This window comes from Pseudomonas sp. Pseusp16 (genome assembly GCF_047324915.1).
Lineage (GTDB): Bacteria > Pseudomonadota > Gammaproteobacteria > Pseudomonadales > Pseudomonadaceae > Aquipseudomonas > Aquipseudomonas fluorescens_CD.
Genome location: NZ_CP168522.1, coordinates 5,045,762 through 5,070,077 on the forward strand (window position 1 = coordinate 5,045,762; position 24,316 = coordinate 5,070,077).

General features: G+C 60.3%; 26 protein-coding genes. 11 read left to right on the forward strand and 15 right to left on the reverse strand.

The features are described 5' to 3' along the window. Nucleotide 1: 1 nt before the first annotated feature. The 5 genes from ACEN8Q_RS22795 to ACEN8Q_RS22815 all read right to left on the reverse strand — a co-directional run bounded on the left by ACEN8Q_RS22795 (nt 2) and on the right by ACEN8Q_RS22815 (nt 4,696). Nucleotides 2-1,999, reverse strand: a complete 1,998-nt coding sequence (locus ACEN8Q_RS22795) for a GGDEF domain-containing protein (protein WP_413703779.1) — start codon at nt 1,997-1,999, stop codon at nt 2-4. Further along, entirely contained in the window at nt 1,996-2,874 is an 879-nt protein-coding gene (locus ACEN8Q_RS22800; RefSeq protein WP_413426167.1) for an endonuclease/exonuclease/phosphatase family protein, read from the reverse strand. Before ACEN8Q_RS22800 ends, ACEN8Q_RS22795 begins: the two co-directional genes overlap by 4 nt. 14 nt (nt 2,875-2,888) lie before the next feature. Beyond that, complete coding sequence (locus tag ACEN8Q_RS22805; protein WP_413426165.1) at nt 2,889-3,530, reverse strand: thiol:disulfide interchange protein DsbA/DsbL; 642 nt, start codon at nt 3,528-3,530, stop codon at nt 2,889-2,891. Nucleotides 3,531-3,730: 200 nt separating this feature from the next. Then, nucleotides 3,731-4,360, reverse strand: coding sequence for a c-type cytochrome (locus ACEN8Q_RS22810; RefSeq protein ID WP_111283296.1), 630 nt, complete (start codon nt 4,358-4,360; stop codon nt 3,731-3,733). 45 nt (nt 4,361-4,405) lie between these two features. Further along, nucleotides 4,406-4,696, reverse strand: coding sequence for a c-type cytochrome (locus ACEN8Q_RS22815; protein WP_008018455.1), 291 nt, complete (start codon nt 4,694-4,696; stop codon nt 4,406-4,408). Between the two features lie 191 nt (nt 4,697-4,887). Between ACEN8Q_RS22815 and yihA the strand changes: the two genes are divergently transcribed. Further along, the gene (gene yihA, locus ACEN8Q_RS22820) at nt 4,888-5,532 is read left to right on the forward strand and encodes a ribosome biogenesis GTP-binding protein YihA/YsxC (RefSeq protein ID WP_008018454.1); all 645 of its coding nucleotides are present in this window, start codon (nt 4,888-4,890) and stop codon (nt 5,530-5,532) included. Nucleotides 5,533-5,933: 401 nt separating this feature from the next. Here yihA and polA read toward each other — a convergent pair whose 3' ends face one another. Next, nucleotides 5,934-8,738 (reverse strand): DNA polymerase I, encoded by a 2,805-nt coding sequence (polA, locus tag ACEN8Q_RS22825; RefSeq protein WP_413426159.1) that lies wholly within the window; start codon nt 8,736-8,738, stop codon nt 5,934-5,936. 74 nt (nt 8,739-8,812) lie between these two features. On the opposite strand from polA, the gene ACEN8Q_RS22830 reads away from it, so the two are divergent. Next, complete coding sequence (locus ACEN8Q_RS22830) at nt 8,813-9,100, forward strand: DUF2782 domain-containing protein (protein WP_413426157.1); 288 nt, start codon at nt 8,813-8,815, stop codon at nt 9,098-9,100. Nucleotides 9,101-9,160: 60 nt separating this feature from the next. Further along, complete coding sequence (locus ACEN8Q_RS22835; RefSeq protein ID WP_413426155.1) at nt 9,161-10,111, forward strand: homoserine kinase; 951 nt, start codon at nt 9,161-9,163, stop codon at nt 10,109-10,111. 108 nt (nt 10,112-10,219) lie between these two features. On the opposite strand, the gene znuA is transcribed toward ACEN8Q_RS22835, so the two are convergent. Continuing rightward, the gene (znuA, locus tag ACEN8Q_RS22840) at nt 10,220-11,140 is read right to left on the reverse strand and encodes a zinc ABC transporter substrate-binding protein ZnuA (RefSeq protein WP_413426153.1); all 921 of its coding nucleotides are present in this window, start codon (nt 11,138-11,140) and stop codon (nt 10,220-10,222) included. Between the two features lie 66 nt (nt 11,141-11,206). On the opposite strand from znuA, the gene zur reads away from it, so the two are divergent. From zur to ACEN8Q_RS22875, 7 genes are all read left to right on the forward strand, one after another. Next, nucleotides 11,207-11,689: a zinc uptake transcriptional repressor Zur gene (gene zur / locus ACEN8Q_RS22845; RefSeq protein ID WP_413426151.1), complete on the forward strand. Its 483-nt coding sequence runs from the start codon at nt 11,207-11,209 to the stop codon at nt 11,687-11,689. Continuing rightward, nucleotides 11,689-12,474: a zinc ABC transporter ATP-binding protein ZnuC gene (gene znuC / locus ACEN8Q_RS22850; RefSeq protein ID WP_008064713.1), complete on the forward strand. Its 786-nt coding sequence runs from the start codon at nt 11,689-11,691 to the stop codon at nt 12,472-12,474. Before zur ends, znuC begins: the two co-directional genes overlap by 1 nt. After that, nucleotides 12,467-13,255: a zinc ABC transporter permease subunit ZnuB gene (gene znuB, locus ACEN8Q_RS22855; protein WP_008018446.1), complete on the forward strand. Its 789-nt coding sequence runs from the start codon at nt 12,467-12,469 to the stop codon at nt 13,253-13,255. The genes znuC and znuB overlap by 8 nt, the downstream gene beginning before the upstream one ends. Nucleotides 13,256-13,292: 37 nt before the next feature. Beyond that, nucleotides 13,293-14,009, forward strand: a complete 717-nt coding sequence (locus tag ACEN8Q_RS22860) for a PA5502 family lipoprotein (RefSeq protein ID WP_413426148.1) — start codon at nt 13,293-13,295, stop codon at nt 14,007-14,009. Nucleotides 14,010-14,266: 257 nt separating this feature from the next. Then, nucleotides 14,267-15,274: a methionine ABC transporter ATP-binding protein gene (locus tag ACEN8Q_RS22865; RefSeq protein WP_413426146.1), complete on the forward strand. Its 1,008-nt coding sequence runs from the start codon at nt 14,267-14,269 to the stop codon at nt 15,272-15,274. After that, a complete protein-coding gene (locus ACEN8Q_RS22870; RefSeq protein ID WP_008018443.1) occupies nt 15,274-15,948 on the forward strand; it encodes a methionine ABC transporter permease in 675 nt (224 codons plus the stop codon). Before ACEN8Q_RS22865 ends, ACEN8Q_RS22870 begins: the two co-directional genes overlap by 1 nt. 60 nt (nt 15,949-16,008) lie before the next feature. Beyond that, nucleotides 16,009-16,779, forward strand: coding sequence for a MetQ/NlpA family ABC transporter substrate-binding protein (locus tag ACEN8Q_RS22875; RefSeq protein ID WP_413426144.1), 771 nt, complete (start codon nt 16,009-16,011; stop codon nt 16,777-16,779). A gap of 87 nt (nt 16,780-16,866) precedes the next feature. On the opposite strand, the gene ACEN8Q_RS22880 is transcribed toward ACEN8Q_RS22875, so the two are convergent. Genes ACEN8Q_RS22880 through ACEN8Q_RS22900 form a run of 5 tightly spaced genes read right to left on the reverse strand, consistent with a single transcriptional unit; the run spans nt 16,867 to nt 20,769 of the window. Continuing rightward, nucleotides 16,867-17,502: an SCO family protein gene (locus ACEN8Q_RS22880; protein WP_413426142.1), complete on the reverse strand. Its 636-nt coding sequence runs from the start codon at nt 17,500-17,502 to the stop codon at nt 16,867-16,869. Beyond that, nucleotides 17,499-18,398 carry a heme o synthase gene (gene cyoE / locus ACEN8Q_RS22885; RefSeq protein ID WP_413703780.1) on the reverse strand — a complete coding sequence of 300 codons (900 nt, stop codon included), beginning with the start codon at nt 18,396-18,398 and terminating at the stop codon, nt 17,499-17,501. The genes ACEN8Q_RS22880 and cyoE overlap by 4 nt, the downstream gene beginning before the upstream one ends. Further along, the gene (locus ACEN8Q_RS22890) at nt 18,386-19,459 is read right to left on the reverse strand and encodes a COX15/CtaA family protein (protein ID WP_413703781.1); all 1,074 of its coding nucleotides are present in this window, start codon (nt 19,457-19,459) and stop codon (nt 18,386-18,388) included. Before ACEN8Q_RS22890 ends, cyoE begins: the two co-directional genes overlap by 13 nt. A gap of 10 nt (nt 19,460-19,469) precedes the next feature. Further along, complete coding sequence (locus ACEN8Q_RS22895; RefSeq protein ID WP_413703782.1) at nt 19,470-20,063, reverse strand: hypothetical protein; 594 nt, start codon at nt 20,061-20,063, stop codon at nt 19,470-19,472. Then, on the reverse strand, nt 20,029-20,769 hold the full coding sequence (locus tag ACEN8Q_RS22900) for an SURF1 family protein (protein WP_413703783.1): 741 nt from the start codon (nt 20,767-20,769) through the stop codon (nt 20,029-20,031). The genes ACEN8Q_RS22895 and ACEN8Q_RS22900 overlap by 35 nt, the downstream gene beginning before the upstream one ends. Before the next feature lie 72 nt (nt 20,770-20,841). On the opposite strand from ACEN8Q_RS22900, the gene ACEN8Q_RS22905 reads away from it, so the two are divergent. Beyond that, the gene (locus ACEN8Q_RS22905; protein WP_413703784.1) at nt 20,842-21,045 is read left to right on the forward strand and encodes a twin transmembrane helix small protein; all 204 of its coding nucleotides are present in this window, start codon (nt 20,842-20,844) and stop codon (nt 21,043-21,045) included. 23 nt (nt 21,046-21,068) lie between these two features. Here ACEN8Q_RS22905 and ACEN8Q_RS22910 read toward each other — a convergent pair whose 3' ends face one another. The 3 genes from ACEN8Q_RS22910 to ctaD all read right to left on the reverse strand — a co-directional run bounded on the left by ACEN8Q_RS22910 (nt 21,069) and on the right by ctaD (nt 24,264). Then, the gene (locus ACEN8Q_RS22910; protein ID WP_413703785.1) at nt 21,069-21,956 is read right to left on the reverse strand and encodes a cytochrome c oxidase subunit 3; all 888 of its coding nucleotides are present in this window, start codon (nt 21,954-21,956) and stop codon (nt 21,069-21,071) included. A 25-nt stretch (nt 21,957-21,981) separates the two neighbouring features. Beyond that, nucleotides 21,982-22,533: a cytochrome c oxidase assembly protein gene (locus tag ACEN8Q_RS22915; RefSeq protein WP_057397371.1), complete on the reverse strand. Its 552-nt coding sequence runs from the start codon at nt 22,531-22,533 to the stop codon at nt 21,982-21,984. 138 nt (nt 22,534-22,671) lie between these two features. Next, nucleotides 22,672-24,264 (reverse strand): cytochrome c oxidase subunit I, encoded by a 1,593-nt coding sequence (ctaD, locus tag ACEN8Q_RS22920; protein ID WP_008018432.1) that lies wholly within the window; start codon nt 24,262-24,264, stop codon nt 22,672-22,674. Nucleotides 24,265-24,316 lie beyond the last annotated feature (52 nt).

Consider the following 24,316-nt stretch of genomic DNA (forward strand, 5'->3'; position numbering starts at 1 on the left):
GTCAGCCCGGTTCCACCCGGTTACGGCCGGCATTTTTTGCGCGATACAGCGCCTGATCGGCTCTTTTAAGCACTTGATCGCTGTGCTCACCCGGCCTGAACGCCGTCATTCCGATAGACACGGTGATGGTCACCGGCTCTCCCTTGAAGTGGAACGGACAGGCCTCAATGGAGGCACGCAAGCTTTCCAGCAGCGTCAGTCCCGTCGTTGGCACAGTGGATGGCATTAACAGCACAAACTCTTCACCGCCAAACCGGGCAATGAAATCCGTTCCGCGCAGACGTTTGCGCAACACGCTGGCAATGATTTTCAGCACTTTGTCACCGGCCAGGTGCCCGTAGTTATCGTTGATGCGCTTGAAATGATCGAGGTCGAGCATGGCCAGCATCAGCGTGTTGCCATGTTGCTGCCATTGTTTGACTTCATGATCCAGGCGCTCGCTCCAGGCCGCGCGGTTGGGCAGACCGGTCAACGGGTCGACCAATGCCTTCTGACGTTGCTCTTCAAGGTGCTCGCGATAACCCTGAGCCTCCTGCTCCATATGGGCGACCCGCTCGGCCAGGCTGTGCAGGCGTGCAGCGACCTCTTGCTCGCGTTCATCGCGCTGCTTCTGGTGCTGATCCATGGTGCCCAACAAGCCTTCGAGATGGTTTTCCAGGACGTGCTTGAGATCTTCCAGGTCCGCGGCTTCCTGCATGCTGCTTTGCAGGCCATCGACCTGCTCGCGGATCTGCGTGTCCATCTGCCGCGCCGCCGAACGGTTGTCGGCGTGTCCTGCGGTGGCGGCCTGCAAGTTGCTCTGGAACGATTCGAGGCGCTCGTTAAGTCGTTGCAGATAGGCTTCGAATTCGTGCTGGCCGCTGTCGGTAATGGCCAGCATCAACGTGGCGAAGTCGTCGAGAATAGGCAGCAATTCGTACCAGTTCAGACCGTTTTTCAGACGATCGCGCATGGATTCGGCTTGCGGGCGATGACGTTCGGGCAATGTCAGGTCTTCAAGCAGACCCAGCAGCGTGTCTTCGATGTGGCTGGCCACCGAGCTGTAGGAGGGCTCGGGGGAATCCGGGAGTGCGTAGAGAATGTCGTGCCCGGATTGCGCCTGATCAGCGGCGACCACGTCCTCCGTTGGAATCGCAGGCAAGGGCACGCTATCCGGCGATGCTTGCGCAGTCAGTTCATCAGGGTTGGCTTCCGGCTCAGGCGGTGTCGTGATGGTTTCCGGAGTCGGTTTCTCGGCCGATTCGACTTCTGCTACGACTGCACTGGCTGGTTGAGGCTCCGCAGCCGGAGGTGCAACAACCACGGCTGCCGGCCCGGTCGGCACCGGCTCGTCTTCAACTCGCTCGGCAGCGGGTACCTCGAAGATTACCGGCTCGATCACGACCGGGGCCGACTCGATAATCGCCGCAGGACTCTCGGCTGCAAGGGCAGCCGGCGCAGGAGAAGTAGCCGTCGAGGCCACCGTCTCCTCCGCTTCACGACCGCCGAACAACCGCTGCAGCAAGCCCGGCCGACCGGGTTCCGTCGGGGCCTCCAGCTGGCTCAGGGCCTTGCCTTGCAAGCCACTCAGCTCGCTGAGCAACAAAGGTATCTCACGTGCCTGACTGACCCGCGCATCCAGTTGCTTGGCGAAACTCTTGAGTGGTCGGCTCACATCCCGCGGCAGCGGCAATGTTTGCAGCTGAGTGACCAGCGCGGTCAGGGCGGCACTGGTCTGGTTGACCCGGGTTTCCCGACGCTGCTCCGAGTCGAGCACAGCCTTTTCCAGGCGTGGAATCAGTGCGGCCAGGCCGGCGTCCATGTCGTCGGTACGCACGACCTCGCGCATTTCCTTCATGCATAGGTCAACGGCGCGGTCAGTACCTTCGGCCGCCAGGGTGCTGCGCACCAGTCCACGACGCAGCAAGTCGAGCCGCGCATCCCAGCGACGTTCGAGCTTTTCCTGCTGTTCGATGCTTTGGAGGTATTTTTCTTTCCAGCGCTGTGCTTCGTCGCTCATTCATGGGATCCGCGAGGGGCAGGACTCAACGCGGGCAATGCATCGGCCGTGAGCGAACCCGGCAGACGAATCTCTACCGCGACCGGCAGGTGATCGGAAATGGGCTGTGCCAGCACCTCGACCTTTTCCAGGGTCAGGCTCGGGCTCAGCAGGATATGGTCCAGGCAGCGCTGTGGGCGCCAGCTGGGGAACGTCGCTTCCAGTTGCGGCGCGAGCAGACCGAGATCGCGCAACGCGGAGTTGTGCAGCAGGTCACTGGCATGGGTGTTCATGTCGCCCATCAGTACCTGGTGCTTGTAGTCGCCAATCAGGTCGCGGATGTAGGCCAGTTGCAGGCTGCGCGCCCGGGCGCCCAATGCCAGGTGCATCATGACCACCACCAGCGCTTCCGGGCCTTCGCCGAACCGTACCAGAATGGCTCCGCGACCCTTTGGCCCCGGCAACGGATGATCTTCAATGGCCCACGGGCGCAATCGGCTGAGCACGCCATTGCTGTGCTGGGCCAGGCGACCGAGATTGCGATTGAGTTGTTGATACCAGTAGGGAAAGGCGCCGAGTTGGGCCAGGTGTTCAACCTGATTGACGTAGCCTGATCGCAGGCTGCCGCCATCGGCCTCCTGCAAGGCGACCAGATCGAAGTCGCCCAGCAGATTGCCGATTTTCTGCAGATTGTCGGCACGCCCGGTGTGTGGCAGCAAATGCTGCCAGCCCCGGGTCAGGTAATGCCGATAGCGCTCGGTACTGATACCGACCTGGATATTGAAACTGAGCAAGCGCAGACGACTGTCTGCGGGCAAGCCCGCGGACTCCAGATGATGCTCGTTGACCCGTGGATCATGCAGGCCAACGATGCGTTCAGTACCCCATCGGCGCATGGCAGTGACTGCCCTTAGTTGGCGGCAGCCTTGTTAGCCGCTCGCTCTTTGTCGATCAGTTTGTCGGCCAGTTGCAGGGCCTGTTCCGCACCGCCGGCAGAGCCTACGTCAAAGCGGTACTTGCCGTTGACGATCATGGTTGGAACACCGGAGATTTCATACTTCTTGGCCAGTTCACGCGCCTTGACGATCTGCCCCTTGATGGCGAAAGAGTCGAACGTCGCGAGGAACTTTTCCTTGTCCACGCCTTGGGTAGCGAGGAAGTCGGCCATGTCATCCTTGTCGGTCAGTTTCTTGTGTTCTTTCTGGATTGCGTTGAACACCGCGGCGTGAACGTTGTGCTCGACACCCATGGCTTCAAGGGTCAGGAACATCTGACCGTGAGCATCCCACGCGCCACCGAACATGGCTGGAATGCGTACGAAATTCACGTCCGTCGGCAGTTTCTCGACCCATGGATTGATCACGGGCTCGAAGGCGTAGCAATGCGGGCAGCCGTACCAGAACAGCTCGACCACTTCGATCTTGCCAGGCACGGCGACCGGAACCGGATTGCTCAGCTCGACATAAGGTGCGGCGGGGGCTTCAGCGGCCTGGGCAGTCATGCCGAACAGGCTGGCAGCGGCAAAAACGGCGCTGATGATCAGATTACGCATGCTTCACTCCTGGACAAATTTTTTCGCCTCGCGCGACTTGTCATCAGACAGATCCTGGCGGGCTTGAGTTCTGTAGTGTAACGGCAGCGGCCACAAAAAAGGGCGGCCAAAGCCACCCTTTTTATACTTGCCGGGACGGATTAATCGAGCGTTAACGTTGCAGGTAATAAGCACCCCGTTCAACGCCCGATCCGCCGGCCTTAGTGCAGGCCTTGAATGTAGCTGGACACCGCGGCGATGTCTTCGTCGCTCAGCTTCTTGGCAATGGTCTGCATCGGTTTGGTGTCGCCGTCGTTGTTGCGGCCGCCTTCTTCCTTGCGGAAATCGGTCAGTTGCTTGGCGATATACTGAGCGTGCTGGCCGCCCAGGTGCGGGAAACCGGCGGGTGCATTGCCCGCGCCATTTGGCGAGTGGCAACCGGTGCACGATGGCAAACCCTTGGCCAGGTCGCCGCCACGGAACAGTGCTTCACCGCGAGCCACGACTTTCGGATCGGCGGCACCGACGCTGCCTTTCTGGCTGGCGAAGTAGGCGGCGATGTCCGCCAGGTCCTGATCGCTCAGATTGGTCAGCAGGCCGGTCATTTCCAGAACGGTGCGCTTGCCCGACTTGATGTCGTGCAATTGCTTGGTCAGGTAGCGTTCACCCTGACCCGCCAGTTTTGGAAAGTTTGGCGCCATGCTGTTGCCATCCGGGCCGTGGCAGGCGCCACATACGGCGGCTTTGGCCTGTCCGGCTTTTGCATCACCCGGTTGTACTGCCTCTCCTGCAGCATGGGCCATGCCGGAGATGCCCACGGTCAACAGCAGACTCACGATCAATTTCTTCATCAGCTAATCCAACTACGGCTAAGGGTTAAGAGTTATGGACCGGGTTTACTCGCTCATCCAGAGGATGATGGCTTGGTAATCCTCGGCACTGCAGTCCATGCACAAACCACGCGGCGGCATCGCCTTGAAACCCTGGGTCACGTGTTGCACCAGCGTCTCCATACCTTTCGCCAACCTCGGCGTCCAAGCTTCCTGATCGCCTTTTTTCGGCGCCATGGGGAGTTGGCCGGAATGACAGGCACCACAAACACGGTTGTACACAGCTTCCGGATCCTGTGTAGCCTGAGCGCTGTAAAGCGGCATCATGACACCGGCAGCTAGCAGCCATTTCGTCATAAAACGACCTTTTCAGGGTTGAGAGCGAGCTGCGTTCTAGTGCGCAATCAAGGTCTGTCGCTCTCGTGAACTTCATCCTACGCTGGGACAAAGCGCACACAAAATCTGCGGCATTATATACTGGCGTCACTGAAACGGAAGCGACACTGCTTGCCGCGCCCATTCCTGGCGCCGCCCACATCGGAAATCCCATGCAACTCAAGAATCCCATCCTCGGTCTGTGCCAACAGTCCACCTTCATGCTCAGCGCCGCCAAAGTCGACCAATGTCCGGATGACGAGGGCTTCGAAGTCGCCTTCGCCGGGCGTTCCAACGCCGGCAAGTCGAGTGCCTTGAACACCCTGACCCACGCCAGCCTGGCGCGCACCTCGAAAACCCCGGGGCGCACGCAACTGTTGAATTTCTTCAAGCTAGACGATGAACGCCGTCTGGTCGACCTGCCGGGCTACGGTTATGCAAAAGTACCGATCCCGCTCAAGCAACACTGGCAGCGTCACCTCGAGGCTTATCTGGGTGGGCGCGAGAGTTTGAAAGGTCTGATCCTGATGATGGACATCCGCCATCCGATGACCGATTTCGACCTGCTGATGCTCGACTGGGCCGTGGCTGCCGGCATGCCGATGCACATTCTGCTGACCAAGGCGGACAAGCTGACCTATGGCGCGGCCAAGAACACGCTGCTCAAGGTTCAGGCGGAAATCCGCAAGGGCTGGGGCGATCTCGTGACGATCCAGCTGTTCTCGGCCCCCAAGCGCATGGGCCTGGAAGAAGCCTACACAGTGCTTGCAGGCTGGATGGAACTGGCGGACAAGGGTGCCGAGGTAGAAGCCCAGTAAGCCGCGAAGGCTGCCTGGGACGCCCCAGGCAGTTTTCTGCAGGCAAAAAAAACCCCGGACTTCATATGGGGAGGGAGAAGTTCCGGGGTTCAAGCTCTAGACCGCTAGGGCGGGGTCCAGATATCTGCCAACACTTAACACAACATAGGAGCATCGAAGGGCTTCACCAGCCATTCAGTATCTCTGAGTGGTGGTTCGCAAGATTAGTTCAGATTTTTTTCAAATAGCTTTGGAATAACTCTGATTATCTTCCGGTCTAAACGACCTGCGCCTTCTGCCGCGGCTCTATGCCGCAGCAGAACACGACAGTTTTCTGTAGGAGCGAGCTTGCTTGCGATGGAATTTCAGTCGAAATCGATGTATCTGACGCTCCATCGCGAGCAAGCTCGCTCCTACAAGCCTCAGTGAGCCTCATCCCAGTTATTTCCAATACCCACTTCGACCAGCAACGGGACATCCAGTTTCGCGGCCTCGCTCATGTGCACGCGAATTTCATCGCGGACCTGGTCGACCAGGTCTTCACGCACCTCAAGCACCAGTTCATCGTGCACCTGCAGAATGACTTTGGCGTCGAGACCAGACGCGGTCAGCCAGTTATCCACCGCGACCATGGCTTTCTTGATGATGTCCGCAGCGGTGCCTTGCATTGGCGCGTTGATCGCCGTGCGTTCGGCGGCGGCGCGCTCTTGCGGCTTGTTGGAGTTGATGTCCGGCAGATACAGGCGACGGCCGAAGAACGTCTCGACATAACCTTGCTCGGCGGCCTGGGCACGCGTGCGGTCCATGTACTGGCGAACGCCAGGGTAGCGGGCGAAGTAGGTATCGATGTAGGCCTTGGCGGTCTTGGTGTCGACGCCGATGTCCTTGCCGAGCTTCTGCGCGCCCATGCCGTAGATCAGACCGAAGTTGATCGCCTTGGCACTGCGGCGCTGGTCGGAGGTCACCTCGGCCAACTCGACCTTGAACACTTCGGCGGCGGTCGCGGTGTGCACATCCAGGTTGTGGCGGAAGGCGTTCATCAGCCCTTCATCCCGGGACAGGTGCGCCATGATCCGCAGTTCGATCTGCGAATAGTCCGCCGCCAGCAGCTTGTAACCGGCCGGGGCCACAAAGGCCTGGCGGATGCGACGCCCTTCGGCGGTGCGCACCGGGATGTTCTGCAGGTTCGGATCGCTGGAGGACAATCGCCCGGTGGACGCCACCGCCTGGTGGTACGAGGTATGGATTCGCCCGGTACGCGGGTTGATCTGCTCCGGCAGACGGTCGGTGTAGGTGCTTTTGAGCTTGCTCATGGAGCGGTATTCCATAAGCACTTTCGGCAATCGATAGTCGTCTTCGGCCAGTTTGGCCAGCACTTCTTCGGCGGTGGATGGCTGGCCCTTGGCGGTTTTCTTCAATACCGGCAGGCCGAGCTTCTCGTAAAGGATCACGCCAAGTTGCTTGGGCGAACCGAGGTTGAACTCCTCGCCGGCGATCTCGAAGGCTTCGCGCTCCAGCGCCACCATCTTGTCGCCCAGCTCGATGCTTTGCACACCCAGCAGGGCGGCGTCGACGAATGCGCCCTGGCGCTCGATACGCGCCAGTACCGGCACCAACGGGATTTCGATGTCAGTCAGCACACTGGCCAGGCTCGGAATGGCCGAGAGTTTTTCGAACAGGGTCTGGTGCAGACGCAAGGTGATATCCGCATCTTCGGCGGCGTAAGGTCCGGCCTGCTCCAGGGCGATCTGATCGAACGTCAGCTGTTTCACACCTTTGCCGGCGATGTCCTGGAAACTTACCGTGGTGTGGTCCAGATACTTCTGCGCGAGGCTGTCCATGTCATGGCGCGTGGCCGTGGAATTGAGTACATAGGACTCAAGCATGGTGTCGAAGGCAATGCCGCGTACGGTGATGCCGTTGTCCTGATCGCCGCCGATGGCGCAGTTGGCCAGGATGTTCATGTCGAACTTGGCGTGCTGGCCGACCTTGAGCTTGTTCGGGTCTTCCAGAATCGGCTTGAGCGCGCGCAGAACAGTGTCGCGATCCAGCTGCTGCGGCACGCCGATGTAAGAATGGGTCAACGGGATGTAAGCCGCTTCGTTGGCCTGAACCGCGAACGACAGGCCAACCAGTTTTGCCTGCTGCGCATCGATGCCGGTGGTCTCAGTGTCGAAGGCAAACAGCCTGGCCTTGTTCAGCTTTTCCAGCCAGGCATCGAATCGCGCCTGATCGAGGATGGTTTCATATTGGGCTTCAGCGGCCACAACGGGTGCTTCGGCCTCGACAGCGCTAAACAGATCAACCGCCGGCTCAGGCTCGGCAGCGCTGCTCAGTTCGATACGCTTGGCGTCCCGCTGCAGATCGTTCAGCCAGCTCTTGAACTCCAGCAGGGTGTAGAGCTCGAACAGCTTGTCCGGATCTTCCGCACCCATCTGCAAGTCATCGAGACCGATGTCCAGTGGCACGTCGACCTTGATCGTTGCCAGTTGATAGGAGAGGAATGCCATCTCCTTGTGCTCTTCGAGCTTGGCCGGCAGAGTCTTGGCGCCGCGAATCGGCAGGGTCGGCACGATATCGAGCTGTGCATAGAGCTCGGTCAGGCCGCCATTCACACCGACCAGCAGGCCTGAAGCCGTCTTCGGGCCGATACCCGGAACACCGGGAATGTTGTCGGAAGAATCGCCCATGAGAGCCAGATAATCGATGATCTGCTCCGGAGCGACGCCGAATTTCTCCTTCACGCCCTCCACGTCCATGCTGCTACCGGTCATGGTGTTGACCAAGGTAATGTGGCCGTCGACCAGTTGCGCCATGTCCTTGTCGCCAGTGGAGATAATCACCGGACGATCCGCCGCCGCGCTGCTGCGGGCCAAGGTGCCGATCACGTCATCGGCCTCGACGCCTTCGACGCACAGCAGCGGGAAGCCCAGGGCGATCACGCTCTGGTGCAGCGGCTCGATCTGCACGCGCATATCGTCAGGCATGCTCGGACGGTTGGCCTTGTATTCGGCGTACATGTCATCGCGAAAAGTCCCACCCTTGGCGTCGAACACCACGGCGAACGGACTGTCCGGATACTGCTTGCGCAGGCTCTTGAGCATGTTCAACACGCCCTTGACCGCGCCGGTCGGCAGGCCTTTGGACGTGGTCAGCGGCGGCAGCGCGTGAAAGGCGCGGTAGAGGTAAGAAGAACCGTCCACCAGGACGAGGGGGGCTTGGCTCATGAGCAGGATCAACCTTTTCGGCGGGTCCGGCGCTAGAATAGCGGGACCGTTGACGACAAAGGGACAAGGTTATCATGCGCACACCAAATCGCCTGTTGCTGGCTGGCTTGTTTGCAATCGCCCCATTGGCCGTCATGGCGGCGGACGGTGCGCCGACACCAGAGCCGGATGTCACGATCCGCACGGAAGGGGACAAGCTCATCCAGGAATACCGCCAAAACGGCTTCCTGTATGCAATCAAAGTCACGCCCAAAGGCGGCAAGCCATATTTCCTGGTACGCGCCGACGGATCAGAAGGTAACTTCATCCGCTCGGATTACCCGGATATGCTGATTCCGGCGTGGGAAATATTTAAGTGGTAAGTCGTCCTTAACTTTAATCGGCGCTGGCTCAACAGCGGCGCCCGTACTGGCAGTTTAAACATGTCTGTGTTCACCCCCCTGGCTCGGCCCGAGCTGGAAGCTTTTCTCGCCCCTTATGGCCTCGGCCGCCTGCTTGATTTCCAGGGGATTGCCGCCGGTAGCGAAAATACCAATTTCTTTATCAGCCTGGAGCAGGGCGAATTCGTCCTGACCCTGGTCGAGCGCGGTCCGGTTCAGGAAATGCCGTTCTTTATCGAACTGCTCGACGTGCTGCACGGCGCCGACCTGCCGGTGCCTTACGCCCTGCGCACCACCGACGGCGTGGCCCTGCGCGAACTGGCGGGCAAACCTGCCTTGCTGCAACCGCGCCTGGCCGGCAAGCACATCAAGCAAGCCAACGCGCAACATTGCGCGCAGGTCGGTGAGTTGCTCGGCCATCTGCATCTGGCGACCCAGGGCAACATGATCAAGCGCAAAACCGATCGCGGCCTGGACTGGATGCTGGAAGAGGGCACGCAGTTTCTGTCACACCTCGGTGCCGAACAGAAAGACCTGCTGCAACGGGCGCTGGATGAAATCACCCGGCAGAAGGAAAAAATCCTGGCTCTGCCGCGGGCGAACATTCACGCCGACCTGTTCCGCGACAACGCGATGTTCGAAGGCACGCACCTGACCGGGCTGATCGATTTCTACAACGCCTGCTCCGGGCCGATGCTCTACGACGTGGCGATTGCCCTGAACGACTGGTGCTCGGACGACGACGGCGTGATCGATGGACCGCGAGCGCGGGCCTTGCTGGGCGCTTACGCGGCCTTGCGACCGTTCACCGCTGCCGAAGCCGAGTTGTGGCCGACCATGTTGCGGGTGGCTTGCGTACGGTTCTGGTTGTCGCGGTTGATCGCGGCGGAGTCATTTGCCGGGCAGGATGTGTTGATTCACGATCCGATGGAATTTCAATTGCGATTGGCACAGAGGCAGACAGTCAACACGCCTTTGCCGTTCGCCCTCTAAAAGCTTCGCGAGCAAGCCCGCTCCCACATTTGACCGCATTCCATCTGGAAGAACCCGGTCTAATGTGGGAGCGGGCTTGCTCACGAATGGGGCACCGCAAATGTTGAGTTACAGTGACTCCAGGCACCCCGCCAGATCATTGCCCAGCTTCTCCAGCACCTGCTCATACCCTTGAGCGGTGGCCGGCGTATACCCGCCCAGCGCATCCAGCTCAGCCAGTTTCACCGGCAACCCGGCTACCAGGGTTTCCGCCAGACGCGGACGCAGCGGTGGCTCGCTGAACACGCAGGTCTTGCCGACTTCCTGCAAGCGCGCACGCATTGTCGCGACGTGCTGGGCACCGGGTTGCACTTCGGCCGCGACACTGAACACACCCGCGTGCTTGAGGCCGTAAGCGTCCTCGAAGTAATCGAAGGCTTCGTGGAACACGAAGTAGGGTTTGCCCTGAATATCGGCCAGGCGCTTCTTCAGGCGCGCATCCAGTGCATCGAGACGCTCGTCGAAGGCTTTCAGGTTGCTCTGATAACGCGCAGCATTGTCAGGATCGGCGGCACTCAGGTCAGCTGCCATTTTCGCGGCAATGACCCGAGCGTTAACCGGCGACAGCCACAAATGCGCATCCAGGCTACCCGGACGGTGATCGTGATCATGTTCGTCGGCTTCTTCGGCGTGGGAGTGGCTATCTTCGGCAAAGCGGCGCAGTTTCATACCCGGCAGGTCCTGCACGGCGACGCTGGGCAATGTACGACCATTGAGCACGCGCGGCAGGAAACCTTCCATGTCCGGGCCGATCCAGTACAGCAAGTCCACCGATTGCACCTTGCGCACGTCGGATGGGCGCAACGCATAGTTATGCGGCGAGGCACCCGGCGGCAGCAAAACCTCAGGAATCGCCACGCCGTCCTGCACGGCCGCGGCGATCAATTGCAGAGGCTTGATGCTGGTAAGAACCTTGACCTCGGCTTGCGCCGAACCGATCAACAGAAAACTTGCGACAAATGCGACAAAGATAGAAAAAAGTCGGGACACGATGACTACTCGAAGAGGCGAGAACGAGTAACATAATAACGTCTCTCACAAAACTCGTCGCCGCTCATGCTAAAAACACCGATTGCCAGCCGCCCCCACGACCACTCACATTGCGTTCACAGCGCTTTGTCCGAGGCCGATGCCCTGTGCGCACGTCAAGGCCTGCGCCTGACCGCCTTGCGCCGGCGAGTGCTGGAACTGGTGTGGCAAAGCCACAAGCCCCTGGGTGCCTACGACATTCTCGCGGTTCTCAGCGAGCAGGACGGCCGCCGCGCCGCGCCGCCGACGGTGTACCGCGCGCTGGACTTCCTGCTGGAAAACGGCCTGGTCCATCGCATTTCCTCGCTCAACGCCTTCATCGGCTGCAATCACCCGGAACATGCTCACCAGGGTCAGTTCCTGATCTGCCGTGAATGCCACGCTGCGATCGAACTTGAGCAAAAGTCCATCAGTGACGCGATCATCGCCAGCGCCAGGGATGTCGGGTTTGTCGTCGAAGGCCAGACCGTCGAAGTGGTCGGTCTCTGCTCGGGCTGCCAGGGGGCTTGATGAGCAACGCACTGATCCGTCTTGAGCAGGTTGCCGTAACGTTCGCCGGGCAACCGGTGCTGGACAACATTGAGCTGAGCGTCGAGCCGGGGCAGATCGTTACCCTGATCGGCCCCAACGGCGCCGGCAAGACCACACTGGTGCGTGCCGTGCTCGGCCTGTTGAAACCGGACAGCGGCAGTGTCTGGCGCAAGCCGAAGCTGCGGGTCGGTTACATGCCGCAAAAACTTCATGTCGATCCGACCCTCCCGCTGTCGGTCCTGCGCTTCTTGCGCCTGGTGCCAGGCGTGGACCGCGCGATGGCCCTGGCGGCACTCAAGGAAGTCGGCGCCGAACAGGTGATCGACAGCCCGGTGCAAAGCGTTTCCGGTGGCGAAATGCAACGCGTGTTGCTGGCCCGGGCCTTGTTGCGCGAACCTGAACTGCTGGTACTCGACGAACCGGTACAGGGTGTCGACGTGGCCGGCCAGGCGGAGCTGTACAGCCTGATTACCCGCCTGCGCGACCGCCACGGTTGCGGCGTGCTGATGGTCTCCCATGATTTGCATCTGGTGATGAGCACCACGGATCAGGTGGTTTGCCTTAATCGTCACGTCTGCTGCTCCGGCCATCCCGAGCAGGTCAGCGGCGATCCGGCTTTCGTCGAGCTGTTCGGAAAAAACGCACAAAGCCTGGCGATTTATCACCACCATCACGACCACGCCCACGACTTGCATGGCTCGGTGGTCAAGGCGCCCGCGTCGGGCCATAACCATGTTCACGGAGATAGCTGCAAGCATGGCTGATTTTCTGCTCTACGCCCTGCTTGCAGGCCTGGCCCTGGCCGTCGTTGCAGGCCCGCTGGGGTCTTTCGTGGTCTGGCGGCGCATGGCCTATTTTGGCGACACCCTGTCCCACGCGGCATTGCTCGGCGTGGCTCTGGGCTTCCTGCTGGATGTCAGCCCGACCGTTGCCGTCACCGTTGGCTGCTTGCTGTTGGCGGTGTTGCTGGTGACATTGCAACAACGCCAGCCTTTGGCATCCGATACGCTTTTGGGGATTCTCGCACCCAGCACGCTCTCTCTGGGCCTGGTGGTACTAAGCTTCATGCACGAAGTGCGGATCGACCTGATGGCCTATCTGTTCGGCGACCTGCTGGCAATCAGTCCAACCGATCTGGCCTGGATTCTCGGCGGGAGCGCTGCGGTACTGGGGTTGCTGGTTGCGTTGTGGCGCCCATTACTGGCGATCACCGTGCATGAAGAACTGGCCAGGGTCGAAGGCTTGCCGGTGGCTGGATTGCGCCTGGCCCTGATGCTGTTGATCGCCGTAGTGATTGCCGTGGCGATGAAAATCGTTGGCGTGTTGCTGATAACTTCGTTGCTGATCATCCCGGCTGCCGCGGCACAACGTCATGCCCGCTCACCGGAGCAGATGGCACTGGGCGCGAGCCTGCTGGGCATACTCGCCGTGTGTGGCGGGCTGGCACTGTCCTGGTTCAAGGACACCCCCGCCGGCCCGTCGATTGTGGTGGCAGCCGCCGTGCTGTTTCTGCTGAGTTTTGTTCTGCCCCGTCGAGGGGTGTAGACTTGCTCGTTTTTTGCGCAAATAGAGAGTCGCAGGAATGAAGTCGTTCGCCTCCCGTTATCTGCTCCTTGTCGCATTTTCTTTGCTGCTGGGCGCCTGCCAAAGCACGCCACCGGCGGCCACCGCGGCCGCGGATGCGCGGGCCACGGCCATCGTACAGCTGGAACAAAACATCGCCAGCGATGAACTGGCGACCGCCGAAGACCAATTGGCAGCCTTGCAGGCCGAATCGCCTACCGATGCTTCCCTTGAGCAGTACCAGCGGCAACTGGCCGAAGCCTATCTGCGCCGCAGCCAGATCGTGTTGCAAAAGGGTGACGTGGATGCCGCCGCGACCGCCCTGAGCCGTGCCCGCGCATTGATGCCCAAGGCTCCGGCGCTGACCGGTGGAGTCAACGGCTCGATTGCCCAGGCGCGCAAGGCCGAGCTGGAAAAAGCCGAAGCCGACCTCAAGGCTGCCGAAGCCAGGCCAAAAGCCAAGGTCATCGATCTAACGGCTGAAAGCACCACGGTCGCGCTGAATATCAACGATATGGGCAAATTGCGTCGCCAACTGGACGCCATCGCCGCCGATGTGGTGAATTTTCAGTGCGACGTGAGCATTCAGGCTCCGCGCACCAATGATTACCCTTGGCTGGCTAATTTGCTGACCAAACGGGTGAAGAAGCTCGATCCTGAGTTTGATCTGAAGCTGGAGCGGCAGATTTTGCGCAGTGTTCCGGCGCAGATAGTGCTGAGTCCGCGCAAACCCTGAAAGCATCGCGAGCAGACTCGCTCCCACACTGGATCTGTGACCGACGCAGAACCATTGTGGGAGAGGGTTTGCTTGTGAAGACGCCCTTCCTCGCAAGAGGATTTCAAGCCGGCATTCCTTTGGCCTTCGCCTCCGCGTTATTGCCAAATGACAGGACAAATGCGAAATAAATGCTAAGAACCTCTATACGGACAGGCTAAAATGCGCGCCCGGCTAACCGCTGACCCTTTTCTAACGCGCCCCACAAGGTTCGCTACGTGATCGAGTTTCAAAACGTCCATAAAACCTACCGCGTCGCCGGTAAGGAAATCCCCGCCCTGCATCCGACCAGTCTGACGATTGAGAACGGGCAGGTTTTCGGCTTGATCGGTCATTCCGGCGCAGGAAAAAGTACCCTGCTGCGTCTGATCAATCGCCTGGAAAACGCCAGTGGCGGCAAGATCATCGTCGACGGCGAAGAAGTCACGGCCCTGGACGCCAACGGCCTGCGCCGCTTCCGTCAGCAGGTCGGGATGATTTTCCAGCACTTCAACCTGTTGGCCTCCAAGACCGTTGCCGACAACGTCGCGCTGCCGCTGACGCTGGCTGGTGAACTGTCCCGCAGCGACATCGACCGTCGCGTCGCCGAATTGCTGGCCCGGGTCGGCTTGTCCGATCACGCCAACAAATACCCGGCGCAATTATCCGGTGGGCAAAAGCAGCGCGTCGGCATTGCACGCGCCCTGGCGACCAAGCCAAAAATTTTGCTGTGCGATGAAGCCACCAGCGCCCTTGATCCGCAAACCACGGCGTCGGTCCTGCAGTTGCTGGCCGAGATCAATCGCGAGTTGAAGCTGACCATCGTGCTGATCACCCATGAAATGGACGTGATCCGCCGGGTCTGCGACCAGGTCGGAGTAATGGATGCAGGCGTGATCGTCGAGCAAGGTTCGGTGGCCGAGGTGTTCCTGCATCCGAAGCACCCGACCACCAAGCGCTTCGTGCAAGAAGACGAGCACATCGACGAAAGCGAACAGCGTGACGACTTTGCCCATGTCCCGGGCCGCATCGTACGTCTGACCTTCCAGGGCGAAGCGACCTACGCACCTTTGCTGGGTACAGTCGCCCGCGAAACGGGCGTGGACTACAGCATCCTTGCCGGTCGAATCGATCGCATCAAAGACGTCCCTTACGGGCAACTGACCCTGGCCGTGACCGGCGGTGACATGGAAGCGGCCTTCGCCAGCTTCACCGCAGCCGACGTCCACATGGAGGTGCTGCGCTAATGGAAGCCCTGACAAGTTTCTTCGCCAATATCGACTGGCTCGAAATCTGGCTGGCCACTGGCGACACCCTGCTGATGCTCGGCGGTTCGCTGTTGTTCACCGTGCTGCTCGGCTTGCCGCTGGGCGTGCTGCTGTTCCTGTGCAGTCCGCGCCAGTTGCTGGAAGCCAAAGGCGTCTATGCGATGTTGTCGCTGGTGGTGAACATTCTGCGTTCGCTGCCGTTCATCATCCTGCTGATCGTGATGATTCCGTTCACCGTGTTGATCACCGGCACGTCCCTCGGTGTTGCCGGTGCGATCCCGCCGCTGGTGGTGGGTGCCACGCCATTCTTTGCCCGCCTGGTGGAAACCGCCCTGCGCGAAGTCGATCGCGGCATCATCGAGGCGACCCAGGCCATGGGCGCGACCACGCGGCAGATCATCACCAATGCCTTGCTACCGGAAGCTCGCCCGGGCATCTTCGCGGCGATTACGGTGACTGCCATTACACTGGTGTCCTACACGGCGATGGCCGGTGTGGTGGGCGCCGGTGGTCTGGGTGACCTGGCGATCCGCTTCGGCTACCAGCGTTTTCAGACCGATGTGATGGTGGTGACAGTGGTGTTGCTGCTGGTACTGGTTCAGGTACTGCAAACCGTTGGCGACAAATTGGTCGTCCACTTTTCCCGTAAGTAAGACATGAGCCGGCCATTCGCTGGCAGGCGCCAAGCGGGCGCCCCACATGGAGTTAGCTGAATGAAAAAACTGATCGTGGCCTTCGCGGCCGTTGCCGCGTTCTCTGCCCACGCTGAAACCCTGACCGTCGCGGCCACCCCGGTACCACACGCCGAGATCCTCGAATTCGTGAAGCCGGCCCTGGCCAAAGAAGGCGTGGACCTGAAGGTCAAGGTCTTCACCGACTACATCCAGCCGAACGTGCAGGTCGCGGAAAAGCGCCTGGACGCCAACTTCTTCCAGCACCAGCCGTACCTCGATGAGTTCAACAAGGCCAAGGGCACCAACCTGGTGTCGGTTGCCGGCGTGCACCTGGAGCCCCTGGGCGCTTACTCCAGCAAGTACAAAACCCTCGCTGAACTACCTGGCGGCGCCAACGTGGTGATCCCGAACGACGCCACCAATGGCGGCCGTGCTCTGTTGCTGCTGGCCAAGGCCGGCGTGATCAAGTTGAAGGATTCGAACAACATCCTGTCGACCGTCAAGGACATCACCGAGAACACCAAGGACCTGAAAATCCGCGAACTGGAAGCCGCGACCATCCCGCGTGTGCTGACTCAGGTCGACCTGGCGCTGATCAACACCAACTACGCGCTGGAAGCCAAGCTCGATCCGGCCAAGGATGCACTGGTCATCGAAGGCAGCGACTCGCCGTACGTGAATATCCTGGTGGCTCGTCCGGACGACAAGGACAGCGAAGCGATGAAGAAACTGGTGGCGGCCCTGCACAGCCCGGAAGTGAAGGCCTTCATTCTCGAGAAGTACAAAGGCGCGGTAGTGCCGGCGTTCTGATAGAACTGCTGCAACGAAAAAGGGGACGCCAAGTGCGTCCCCTTTTTTATGCCTTTGAAATATAGACCCCTGTGGGAGCGGGCTTGCTCAATTGCGTTTGAGCATCACCGGCAACTGCGCCACCAGCTTCGCATTGTTCAACGGCGCGCGGATGAAGCCGCGCTGGGTGCCGTCCGGCCCGATCACCGCGAGGTTGCCACTGTGGTCGACGGTGTAGTTCGGCTTGCTGGTGTCCGCCGGAATGTACGGAATGCTCACCGCGTTGGCGACCTTTTGCAGCTCTTCGGTCGACGCCGCGGTCAGGCCGACGAACTGCGGGTCGAAATAACCCAGGTACTGCTTGAGCTGCTTGGGCGTATCGCGATTAGGGTCGACGCTGACCAGCACGACTTGCAGTTTATCCACCGCCTCGGGCGGCAATTCGCTCTTGATCTGTCGCAGTTGGGCGAGAGTGGTCGGGCAGATGTCCGGGCAGAAGGTGTAGCCAAAAAACAGCAGGCTCCACTTGCCCTTCAATTCATTGATCGTGACCGGCTGGCCGTCCTGATTGGTCATCGTCACTTCCGGCAGATTACGGCTCTGCGGCAGCAAAATGATGCCGGCGTCGATCAGCGCGGTCGGATCGCCCTGGTTTTTCCCGGACAGTACCTTGTTGACGGTCAGGCCCAGGATCAGTGCGACCAGGGCGACGAGAATGAAGACGGTTTTCTGGGTTCGAGTCATAGGTTCAACAATAAGTAGTGGTCTACGAGCAGGGCGATAAACAGCAGGAACAGGTAGTAAATAGAGTACTTGAACGTTTTGATCGCCGCGTGCGGCCGAGTGCCACGGTACAGCACCACGGCCCATTGCAGAAACCGCGCACCCAGCCCGAGCGCGCAGACCAGGTAGAGCGTGCCGCTCATGTGGATCACGTAGGGCATCAGGCTGACAGCAAGCAGCGCGAAGGTATAAAGCAGGATATGAATCTTGGTGTAGTGCTCGCCATGGGTGACCGGCAGCATCGGAATATCGGCCTTGGCGTATTCCTCCTTGCGATGGATCGCCAGCGCCCAGAAGTGCGGCGGGGTCCAGGCGAAGATGATCAGCACCAGCAGCAGCGGCTCAGCGCTGACGTGACCGGTGGCAGCGGTCCAGCCGAGCAACGGTGGCGCAGCGCCCGCCAGGCCACCGATGACGATGTTCTGCGGGGTCGCACGCTTGAGGAATCCGGTGTAGATCACCGCATAGCCGAGCAACGAAGCCAGGGTCAGCCACGCGGTCAGCGGGTTGGTAAACGCCAGCAGCATGGCTTGCCCGAGGGCCGCCAATACCAGCGCGAACGTTAGTGCGGCGGTCGGCGAAACCCGGCCTTCGGCCAGCGGCCGTTTATGGGTGCGCGCCATGATCGCGTCGATGCGCCGGTCCACCACATGATTGACCGCTGCCGCGCCACCGGCACACAGGGCAATGCCCAGGTTGCCGAAAATCAGCACCGTCCACGGCACGCCGGCACGGGTCGCGAGGAACATTCCCACCAGTGAAGTGATGAGCATCAGCACCACCACTTTGGGTTTGGTCAGTTCCAGGTAGTCACGCCAGATCGCCTGACTGGGACGTTCGCCGATCAGAATCGCCATGGCGTCTCTCCTTTTGTTGTTATGGGCCCGGCTGAGTGTTTACGCGGGCTGAAGTGCCAGCGCGCTGGTTGCTTGACCCGAACCAGACTGGTTCGGGCGTGGTAATTGACCAGCACCATGGTCAGCAACAGCGCCGCGCCGCCCGCGTTATGCGCGACGGCCACCGGCAGCGGCAGATGGAACAGCACGTTGCTGATGCCCAGGGTGATTTGTGCACCAAGCGCGATCAGCACCAGGCCTGCCAGGCGTGTCATGCCGACCACCTTCAATTGCCAGGCCAGGCCGAGCAATACCAGGGTGACCAGCAATGCACCGATGCGATGGGTCAGGTGGATGGCCGTACGGGCGTCGCTGTCCAGTTGCCCGCCAAGATAATTCGGACCGATGTGTTGAGTAAGGTGAAAGCCGTTGGCGAAGTCGGCCGGTGGAAACCATTGGCCGTGACACGTCGGAAAGTCGATGCAGGCCACGGCGGCGTAATTGGAACTGACCCAACCGCCGAGAGCGATTTGCCCGATCACCAGCAACAGCCCCGCCGTCGCCCAGTACTGCAAGCGTCGAGGCACGGTCAGCGCCGGCAGTACGCCGGACAGGCGCAAGGTCAGCAGAAACAGCAAGCTCAAGGTCGCAAAGCCGCCAAGCAAATGCCCGGTGACCACCTGCGGCCAGAGCTTGAGCGTTACCGTCCACATGCCGAAAGCGGCCTGGCCAACAACCACCGCCAACAGAAACAACGGCAACTTCACCGGTTGCCCGGGATGACGACGATGCACCCATGCGCGACCGGCCAACACCGCGATCAACATCCCCAATGTGCCGGCGAAGTAGCGGTGGATCATCTCGTTCCAGCCCTTGTGGGCCTCGACCGGAGCGTCCGGGAAATGCAATTCGGCATGGGCCAGCTGGGCTTCGCTTTTCGGCACGCTGATGAAGCCGTAGCAGCCAGGCCAGTCCGGGCAGCCGAGGCCGGCATGGGTCAGGCGAGTGTAGGCGCCGAGCAACACCACTATCAGTGCCAGCAAGGTGGCAAACAGCGCGAGGCGAAATCCAGGCTTGGCCATGACGATGCCCTTATCCGATGTTCGACAGTTTCAGCAGGTGACGCAGATCGTTGAGCAGGTCCTTGCCCTTCACCGACGGGTCGTAGCGCAGCACCAGATTGCCATGAGGGTCGATGATCCACAGGTGCGGCGCGTCATTGCTCTGAGCGCCTTTGATGTAGGTCGGCAAGTCCAGTGAATAGCGTTGCAACTGCGGGTACTCGCGTTGAAGTTTAGTCTCGTAATCGCTGTTCAACGTCTGCGCGGCGGCCAATGCATGGCTGGCGCGGGACGCGTCGCGACCGAGGCCGATCTGGATTTGCCGCGCCAGGTACACCAGTTGCTGGCAGTCCACCGCGCATTCCTTGGGCGCCGTCACCAGCATCTGCCAACGATCCTCCTGGGCCGGCACGCCGATATCGGCACGGGTCTGGCCATTGCCGATCAGTTCGCCGTGATAACTGCGGCCCTCGGGCACCCAGAAATTCAGCTTGTACATACCGGTGGCGAGGATCATCGGACCGATCACCCCAAGCAGGATCAGCAGCAGTTGCAAGCGGCCCTTGCGCCGGTTCACTGACGGTTTCGCCTCAGACATGCTGGGTGGATTCATGGCCGCTCCCATGGTGTTTCTCCTTTGCGTTGTGCCAGCCGAGATAGAGATAAAGACCGAACAGGGCAATCGCCATGGCGAACCACTGCACGGCATAAGCGATGTGTTTTTCCGGACCCGTGGCGACCACCGGCCAGTCGGCCTGATAGGTGGCGGGGCCGGTTTCGGCGCGTAGTTCGTAGGCAAAACCTTCGCGGTTCAGTGCAGTCCAGAGCCTGGCTGGCTCAACGGCCGTAATCAGCTTCGGCCATGTCAACGTTGTGGGGTCTGCGTGCAATTGGAACGTCGCACCGGGGGGAACATAGACCCACGCGTCGAGGCTTACCGCTTCGGTGGGTGTCTTGAATTGAGGTGGAGTGCGGCGCTCCGGCCATGGTAACCAGCCGCGATTGACCAGCAGCCAAAGCCCGGTGGCCTGATCGTGAAACGGTTGCAACAGTTCGACGCCGACCTTGCTGTTGCGTTGACTGTTGTCCAGCAGCAGGCTGTGTTCGGCATCGAACTGGCCGTGCAGGCGAACCCGGCGAAAGGCCGGGTCAGTGGTGTGCTGCAGTTCGGTGCTGGCCATCGGTTCGGCGGCCCGGCGCTCGGCGTAGGTTTGCAGCAGCGCGCTTTTCTCCGCGCCCCGGCTCAATTGCCAGAACCCCAGGGACACCAGTAGCGGCAGCAACAGCGCGACCACCAGCGTCGGCACGATACCCGGCCGAAAGCGCTTCATGGAATCGCCAGAAAGTCGGTCATCGCGATAGCTATACTTAAGTGCATCGCTTCTCCCCCCGGAGTCTTAACCATGCTCAAAGCAGCCATCGTCCTGATGCTGATTGCCACGATTGTCAGCCTGTTCAGCGGCCTGTTTTTTCTGGTCAAGGACGACAGCCGCTCAAACCGCCTCGTCATTGCCTTGAGTGTTCGTGTGACCCTGGCCGCCCTTACCCTTGGCTTGATTACCTGGGGCTTTTTCAGCGGCCAGTTGGTGTCTCATGTCCCGTGGTAGCTCCAGGCTCAAAGCTTGAAGCTTCAGAGTACATAGACGAAAACGAACAGCCCGATCCACACCACATCCACGAAGTGCCAGTACCAACTCGCCGCTTCGAAGCCGAACTGGTGCTCGCTGTCGAAGTGCCCGCGCATGATCCGCATCAGCATCACGAACAGGATGATGGTGCCGATGGTCACGTGGGCGCCGTGGAACCCGGTGAGCATGAAGAAGGTCGCGCCGTAGATGCCCGAGCCCAGGGTCAGGCCCAGCTCGTGGTAGGCGTGCATGTACTCTTCGGCCTGGAAGGTGAGGAACGCGCCACCCAGCAATACGGTGAGCGCCAACCATAGCTTCAGCGCGCCGCGATGGCCCTTTTTCAAGGCATGGTGGGCGATGGTCACGGTCACGCTGGAACTCACCAGTAACACGGTGTTGAGCAGCGGCAGGCCCCAGGGACTGATGACTTCCTTGGGCGGCGGAAACAGTTTCGAGTCGGGGTTGTCCAGCAGCGGCCAGGTGAACTGGAAGTTCGGCCACAGCATGTGCGCGATGCCTTTGGCGCCTTCACCGCCGAGCGCCGGCCCGGAGATATGACGCACATAAAACAGCGCGCCAAAAAAGGCGATGAAGAACATCACCTCCGAGAAAATGAACCAGCTCATGCCCCAGCGGAACGAGCGATCCATTTGCGGGCTGTACAAGCCGCCGCGACTTTCCTTGATCACCGTGCCGAACCAGCCGAACAGCATGTAGGCCACCAGCAATCCGCCGACGAAAAAGATCAGTGGCCCGTGGGATTCCGGGCGCGCCGCTTTCAGGTCGTTGAACCAGGTGGCCAGGCCGTACACGGTGGTGACCATGCCGAGCGTGGCGATGATCGGCCATTTGCTCTGGGCGGGAACGTAATAATGTTCATGAGTTGCCATTTATTGTTCTCCTTATCGGGCACGCTCAGCCGCCAGTATTTACAGCTACCGGTGGATGTCGGGCGGTGATATCGAACAGCGTGTAAGACAGCGTCAGGTGCTTCACGTCCTTGGGCATGTCACGGTCAACGATGAAACGTACGGGCATCTCGATCCGTTGACCGGGCTGCAGCACTTGCTGGGTAAAGCAGAAACATTCGGTCTTGTGGAAATACGCGGCGGCTGTGCTGGGCGCGATGCTCGGCACGGCCTGGGCACTCATCGGCTTGTCAGTGGGGTTGTGGGCGATGAAGATCATCTCGTTCACCGCCCCCGGATGGGCCACCAGTTCCTCGCCCTTGGGATAGAAGTCCCAGGGCATATCGGCTGTATTGGTCGACAGAAACTGCACACGCACCTGCCGCGAGGTGTCGACCGTTTGCTCACCCTCGTATTGCCCGGCGGTCTTGCCGTTGATGCCAAAGGCCTTGCACATCACGTCGTATATCGGCACCAGGGCAAAGCCGAAGACAAACATCGCCGCCACCACAAGCAATAGCCGGGTGACCAGTTTCTTCATCGAAATCGAGTCAGCCATGATTACCAGCCTCTACGCCAAACCATGTAGGAGCGAGCTCGCTCGCGAAAAACCTGAGAGCACCGCGGGGTGTCAGGCTTCCAGCGTTATCGTTGACACTCATCGCGAGCGAGCTCGCTCCTACAGGGGGCCGTACGTTCATTTCACTTCCGGCGGCGTAGTAAAGGTGTGATACGGCGCCGGCGACGGGATGCTCCACTCCAGGCCTTCAGCCCCATCCCACGGTTTGGCCGGTGCCTGGGGGCCGCCGCGAATGGTCTTGATCACGATGAACAGGAAGAAGATCTGCGTGGCGCCGAACATGAATGCGCCGATCGACGACACCATGTTGAAGTCGGCGAATTGCAGGTTGTAGTCCGGGATTCGCCTCGGCATGCCCGCCAGCCCCACGAAATGCATCGGGAAGAAAGCCATGTTCATGCCGATGAAAGACAGCCAGAAATGCAGCTTGCCCAGGGTTTCGTCATACATGTGGCCGGTCCATTTCGGCATCCAGTAATAGGCCGAGGCGAAGATCCCGAAGATCGCCCCCGGCACCAGCACATAGTGGAAGTGCGCGACCACAAAGTAGGTGTCCTGGTACTGGAAGTCCGCCGGGGCGATGGCCAGCATCAACCCGGAGAAGCCGCCGATGGAGAACAGGATCACGAATGCCACGGCGAACAGCATCGGCGTCTCGAAGGTCAGCGAGCCTTGCCACATGGTGCTGGCCCAGTTGAACACCTTCACGCCAGTTGGCACCGCAATCAGCAGCGTGGCGTACATGAAGAACAGCTCGCCCACCAGCGGAATGCCGACCACGAACATGTGGTGCGCCCACACGATGAACGACAGGAACGCGATACTCGCCGTGGCGTAGACCATCGACGTGTAGCCGAACAACGGCTTGCGCGAAAAGGCCGGAATGATCGAGCTGACGGCACCGAACGCCGGCAGGATCATGATGTACACCTCGGGGTGACCGAAGAACCAGAACACATGCTGGAACAACACCGGGTCCCCGCCACCGGCGGCACTGAAGAAGCTGGTGCCGAAGTGGATGTCCATCAGCATCATGGTCACGCAGCCCGCCAGTACCGGCATCACTGCGATCAACAGGAACGCCGTGATCAGCCAGGTCCAGACAAACAGCGGCATTTTCATCAACGTCATGCCGGGGGCGCGCAGGTTGAGGATGGTCGCGATCACGTTGATCGCCCCCATGATCGAACTGATCCCCATCAAGTGGATGGCGAAGATGAAGAAGGTCACGCTTTCCGGCGCGTAGGTCGTCGACAGCGGCGCATAGAAGGTCCAGCCGAAGTTCGGCCCGCCACCGGCGGTGAACAAGGTCGATACCAGCAGCAGGAACGCTGCCGGCAACAGCCAGAAGCTGAAGTTGTTCATCCGCGGCAGGGCCATGTCCGGCGCGCCGATCATCAGCGGGATCATCCAGTTGGCTAGGCCGACGAAAGCCGGCATTACTGCACCGAAGACCATCACCAGGCCGTGCATGGTGGTCATCTGGTTGAAGAATTCCGGCTGGACGATTTGCAGTCCCGGCTGGAACAGTTCGGCGCGAATCACCATCGCGAACGAACCGCCTAGCAAGAACATGGAGAACGCAAACCACAGGTACAGCGTGCCAATGTCCTTGTGGTTGGTGGTCAGCACCCAGCGCATCAGGCCTTTGGCGGGGCCGTGGGCGTGGTCGGTGGCGGTATGAACATGTTCATCGATTACAGCAGTCATGTCCTGTCTCCTGCAAACAGATGGGCTGGGCAAGCCGGGGTACGTAGCCCCG

Excerpts from the sequence above, each read along its gene's own strand:
- ACEN8Q_RS22795 (WP_413703779.1), bottom strand. The coding sequence starts at position 1,999 with ATGAGCGACGAAGCACAGCGCTGGAAAGAAAAATACCTCCAAAGCATC.
- znuC (WP_008064713.1), top strand. The coding sequence starts at position 11,689 with ATGAGCAACGCACTGATCCGTCTTGAGCAGGTTGCCGTAACGTTCGCC.
- ACEN8Q_RS22895 (WP_413703782.1), bottom strand. The coding sequence starts at position 20,063 with ATGGGAGCGGCCATGAATCCACCCAGCATGTCTGAGGCGAAACCGTCA.
- cyoE (WP_413703780.1), bottom strand. The coding sequence starts at position 18,398 with ATGGCGATTCTGATCGGCGAACGTCCCAGTCAGGCGATCTGGCGTGAC.
- polA (WP_413426159.1), bottom strand. The coding sequence starts at position 8,738 with ATGAGCCAAGCCCCCCTCGTCCTGGTGGACGGTTCTTCTTACCTCTAC.
- ACEN8Q_RS22910 (WP_413703785.1), bottom strand. The coding sequence starts at position 21,956 with ATGGCAACTCATGAACATTATTACGTTCCCGCCCAGAGCAAATGGCCG.
- ACEN8Q_RS22915 (WP_057397371.1), bottom strand. The coding sequence starts at position 22,533 with ATGGCTGACTCGATTTCGATGAAGAAACTGGTCACCCGGCTATTGCTT.
- yihA (WP_008018454.1), top strand. The coding sequence starts at position 4,888 with ATGCAACTCAAGAATCCCATCCTCGGTCTGTGCCAACAGTCCACCTTC.
- ACEN8Q_RS22900 (WP_413703783.1), bottom strand. The coding sequence starts at position 20,769 with ATGAAGCGCTTTCGGCCGGGTATCGTGCCGACGCTGGTGGTCGCGCTG.
- ACEN8Q_RS22890 (WP_413703781.1), bottom strand. The coding sequence starts at position 19,459 with ATGGCCAAGCCTGGATTTCGCCTCGCGCTGTTTGCCACCTTGCTGGCA.
- ACEN8Q_RS22815 (WP_008018455.1), bottom strand. The coding sequence starts at position 4,696 with ATGACGAAATGGCTGCTAGCTGCCGGTGTCATGATGCCGCTTTACAGC.
- ACEN8Q_RS22875 (WP_413426144.1), top strand. The coding sequence starts at position 16,009 with ATGAAAAAACTGATCGTGGCCTTCGCGGCCGTTGCCGCGTTCTCTGCC.
- ACEN8Q_RS22805 (WP_413426165.1), bottom strand. The coding sequence starts at position 3,530 with ATGCGTAATCTGATCATCAGCGCCGTTTTTGCCGCTGCCAGCCTGTTC.
- zur (WP_413426151.1), top strand. The coding sequence starts at position 11,207 with ATGCTAAAAACACCGATTGCCAGCCGCCCCCACGACCACTCACATTGC.
- ctaD (WP_008018432.1), bottom strand. The coding sequence starts at position 24,264 with ATGACTGCTGTAATCGATGAACATGTTCATACCGCCACCGACCACGCC.
- ACEN8Q_RS22860 (WP_413426148.1), top strand. The coding sequence starts at position 13,293 with ATGAAGTCGTTCGCCTCCCGTTATCTGCTCCTTGTCGCATTTTCTTTG.
- ACEN8Q_RS22800 (WP_413426167.1), bottom strand. The coding sequence starts at position 2,874 with ATGCGCCGATGGGGTACTGAACGCATCGTTGGCCTGCATGATCCACGG.
- ACEN8Q_RS22810 (WP_111283296.1), bottom strand. The coding sequence starts at position 4,360 with ATGAAGAAATTGATCGTGAGTCTGCTGTTGACCGTGGGCATCTCCGGC.
- ACEN8Q_RS22870 (WP_008018443.1), top strand. The coding sequence starts at position 15,274 with ATGGAAGCCCTGACAAGTTTCTTCGCCAATATCGACTGGCTCGAAATC.
- ACEN8Q_RS22880 (WP_413426142.1), bottom strand. The coding sequence starts at position 17,502 with ATGACTCGAACCCAGAAAACCGTCTTCATTCTCGTCGCCCTGGTCGCA.
- znuB (WP_008018446.1), top strand. The coding sequence starts at position 12,467 with ATGGCTGATTTTCTGCTCTACGCCCTGCTTGCAGGCCTGGCCCTGGCC.
- ACEN8Q_RS22830 (WP_413426157.1), top strand. The coding sequence starts at position 8,813 with ATGCGCACACCAAATCGCCTGTTGCTGGCTGGCTTGTTTGCAATCGCC.
- ACEN8Q_RS22835 (WP_413426155.1), top strand. The coding sequence starts at position 9,161 with ATGTCTGTGTTCACCCCCCTGGCTCGGCCCGAGCTGGAAGCTTTTCTC.
- ACEN8Q_RS22905 (WP_413703784.1), top strand. The coding sequence starts at position 20,842 with ATGCTCAAAGCAGCCATCGTCCTGATGCTGATTGCCACGATTGTCAGC.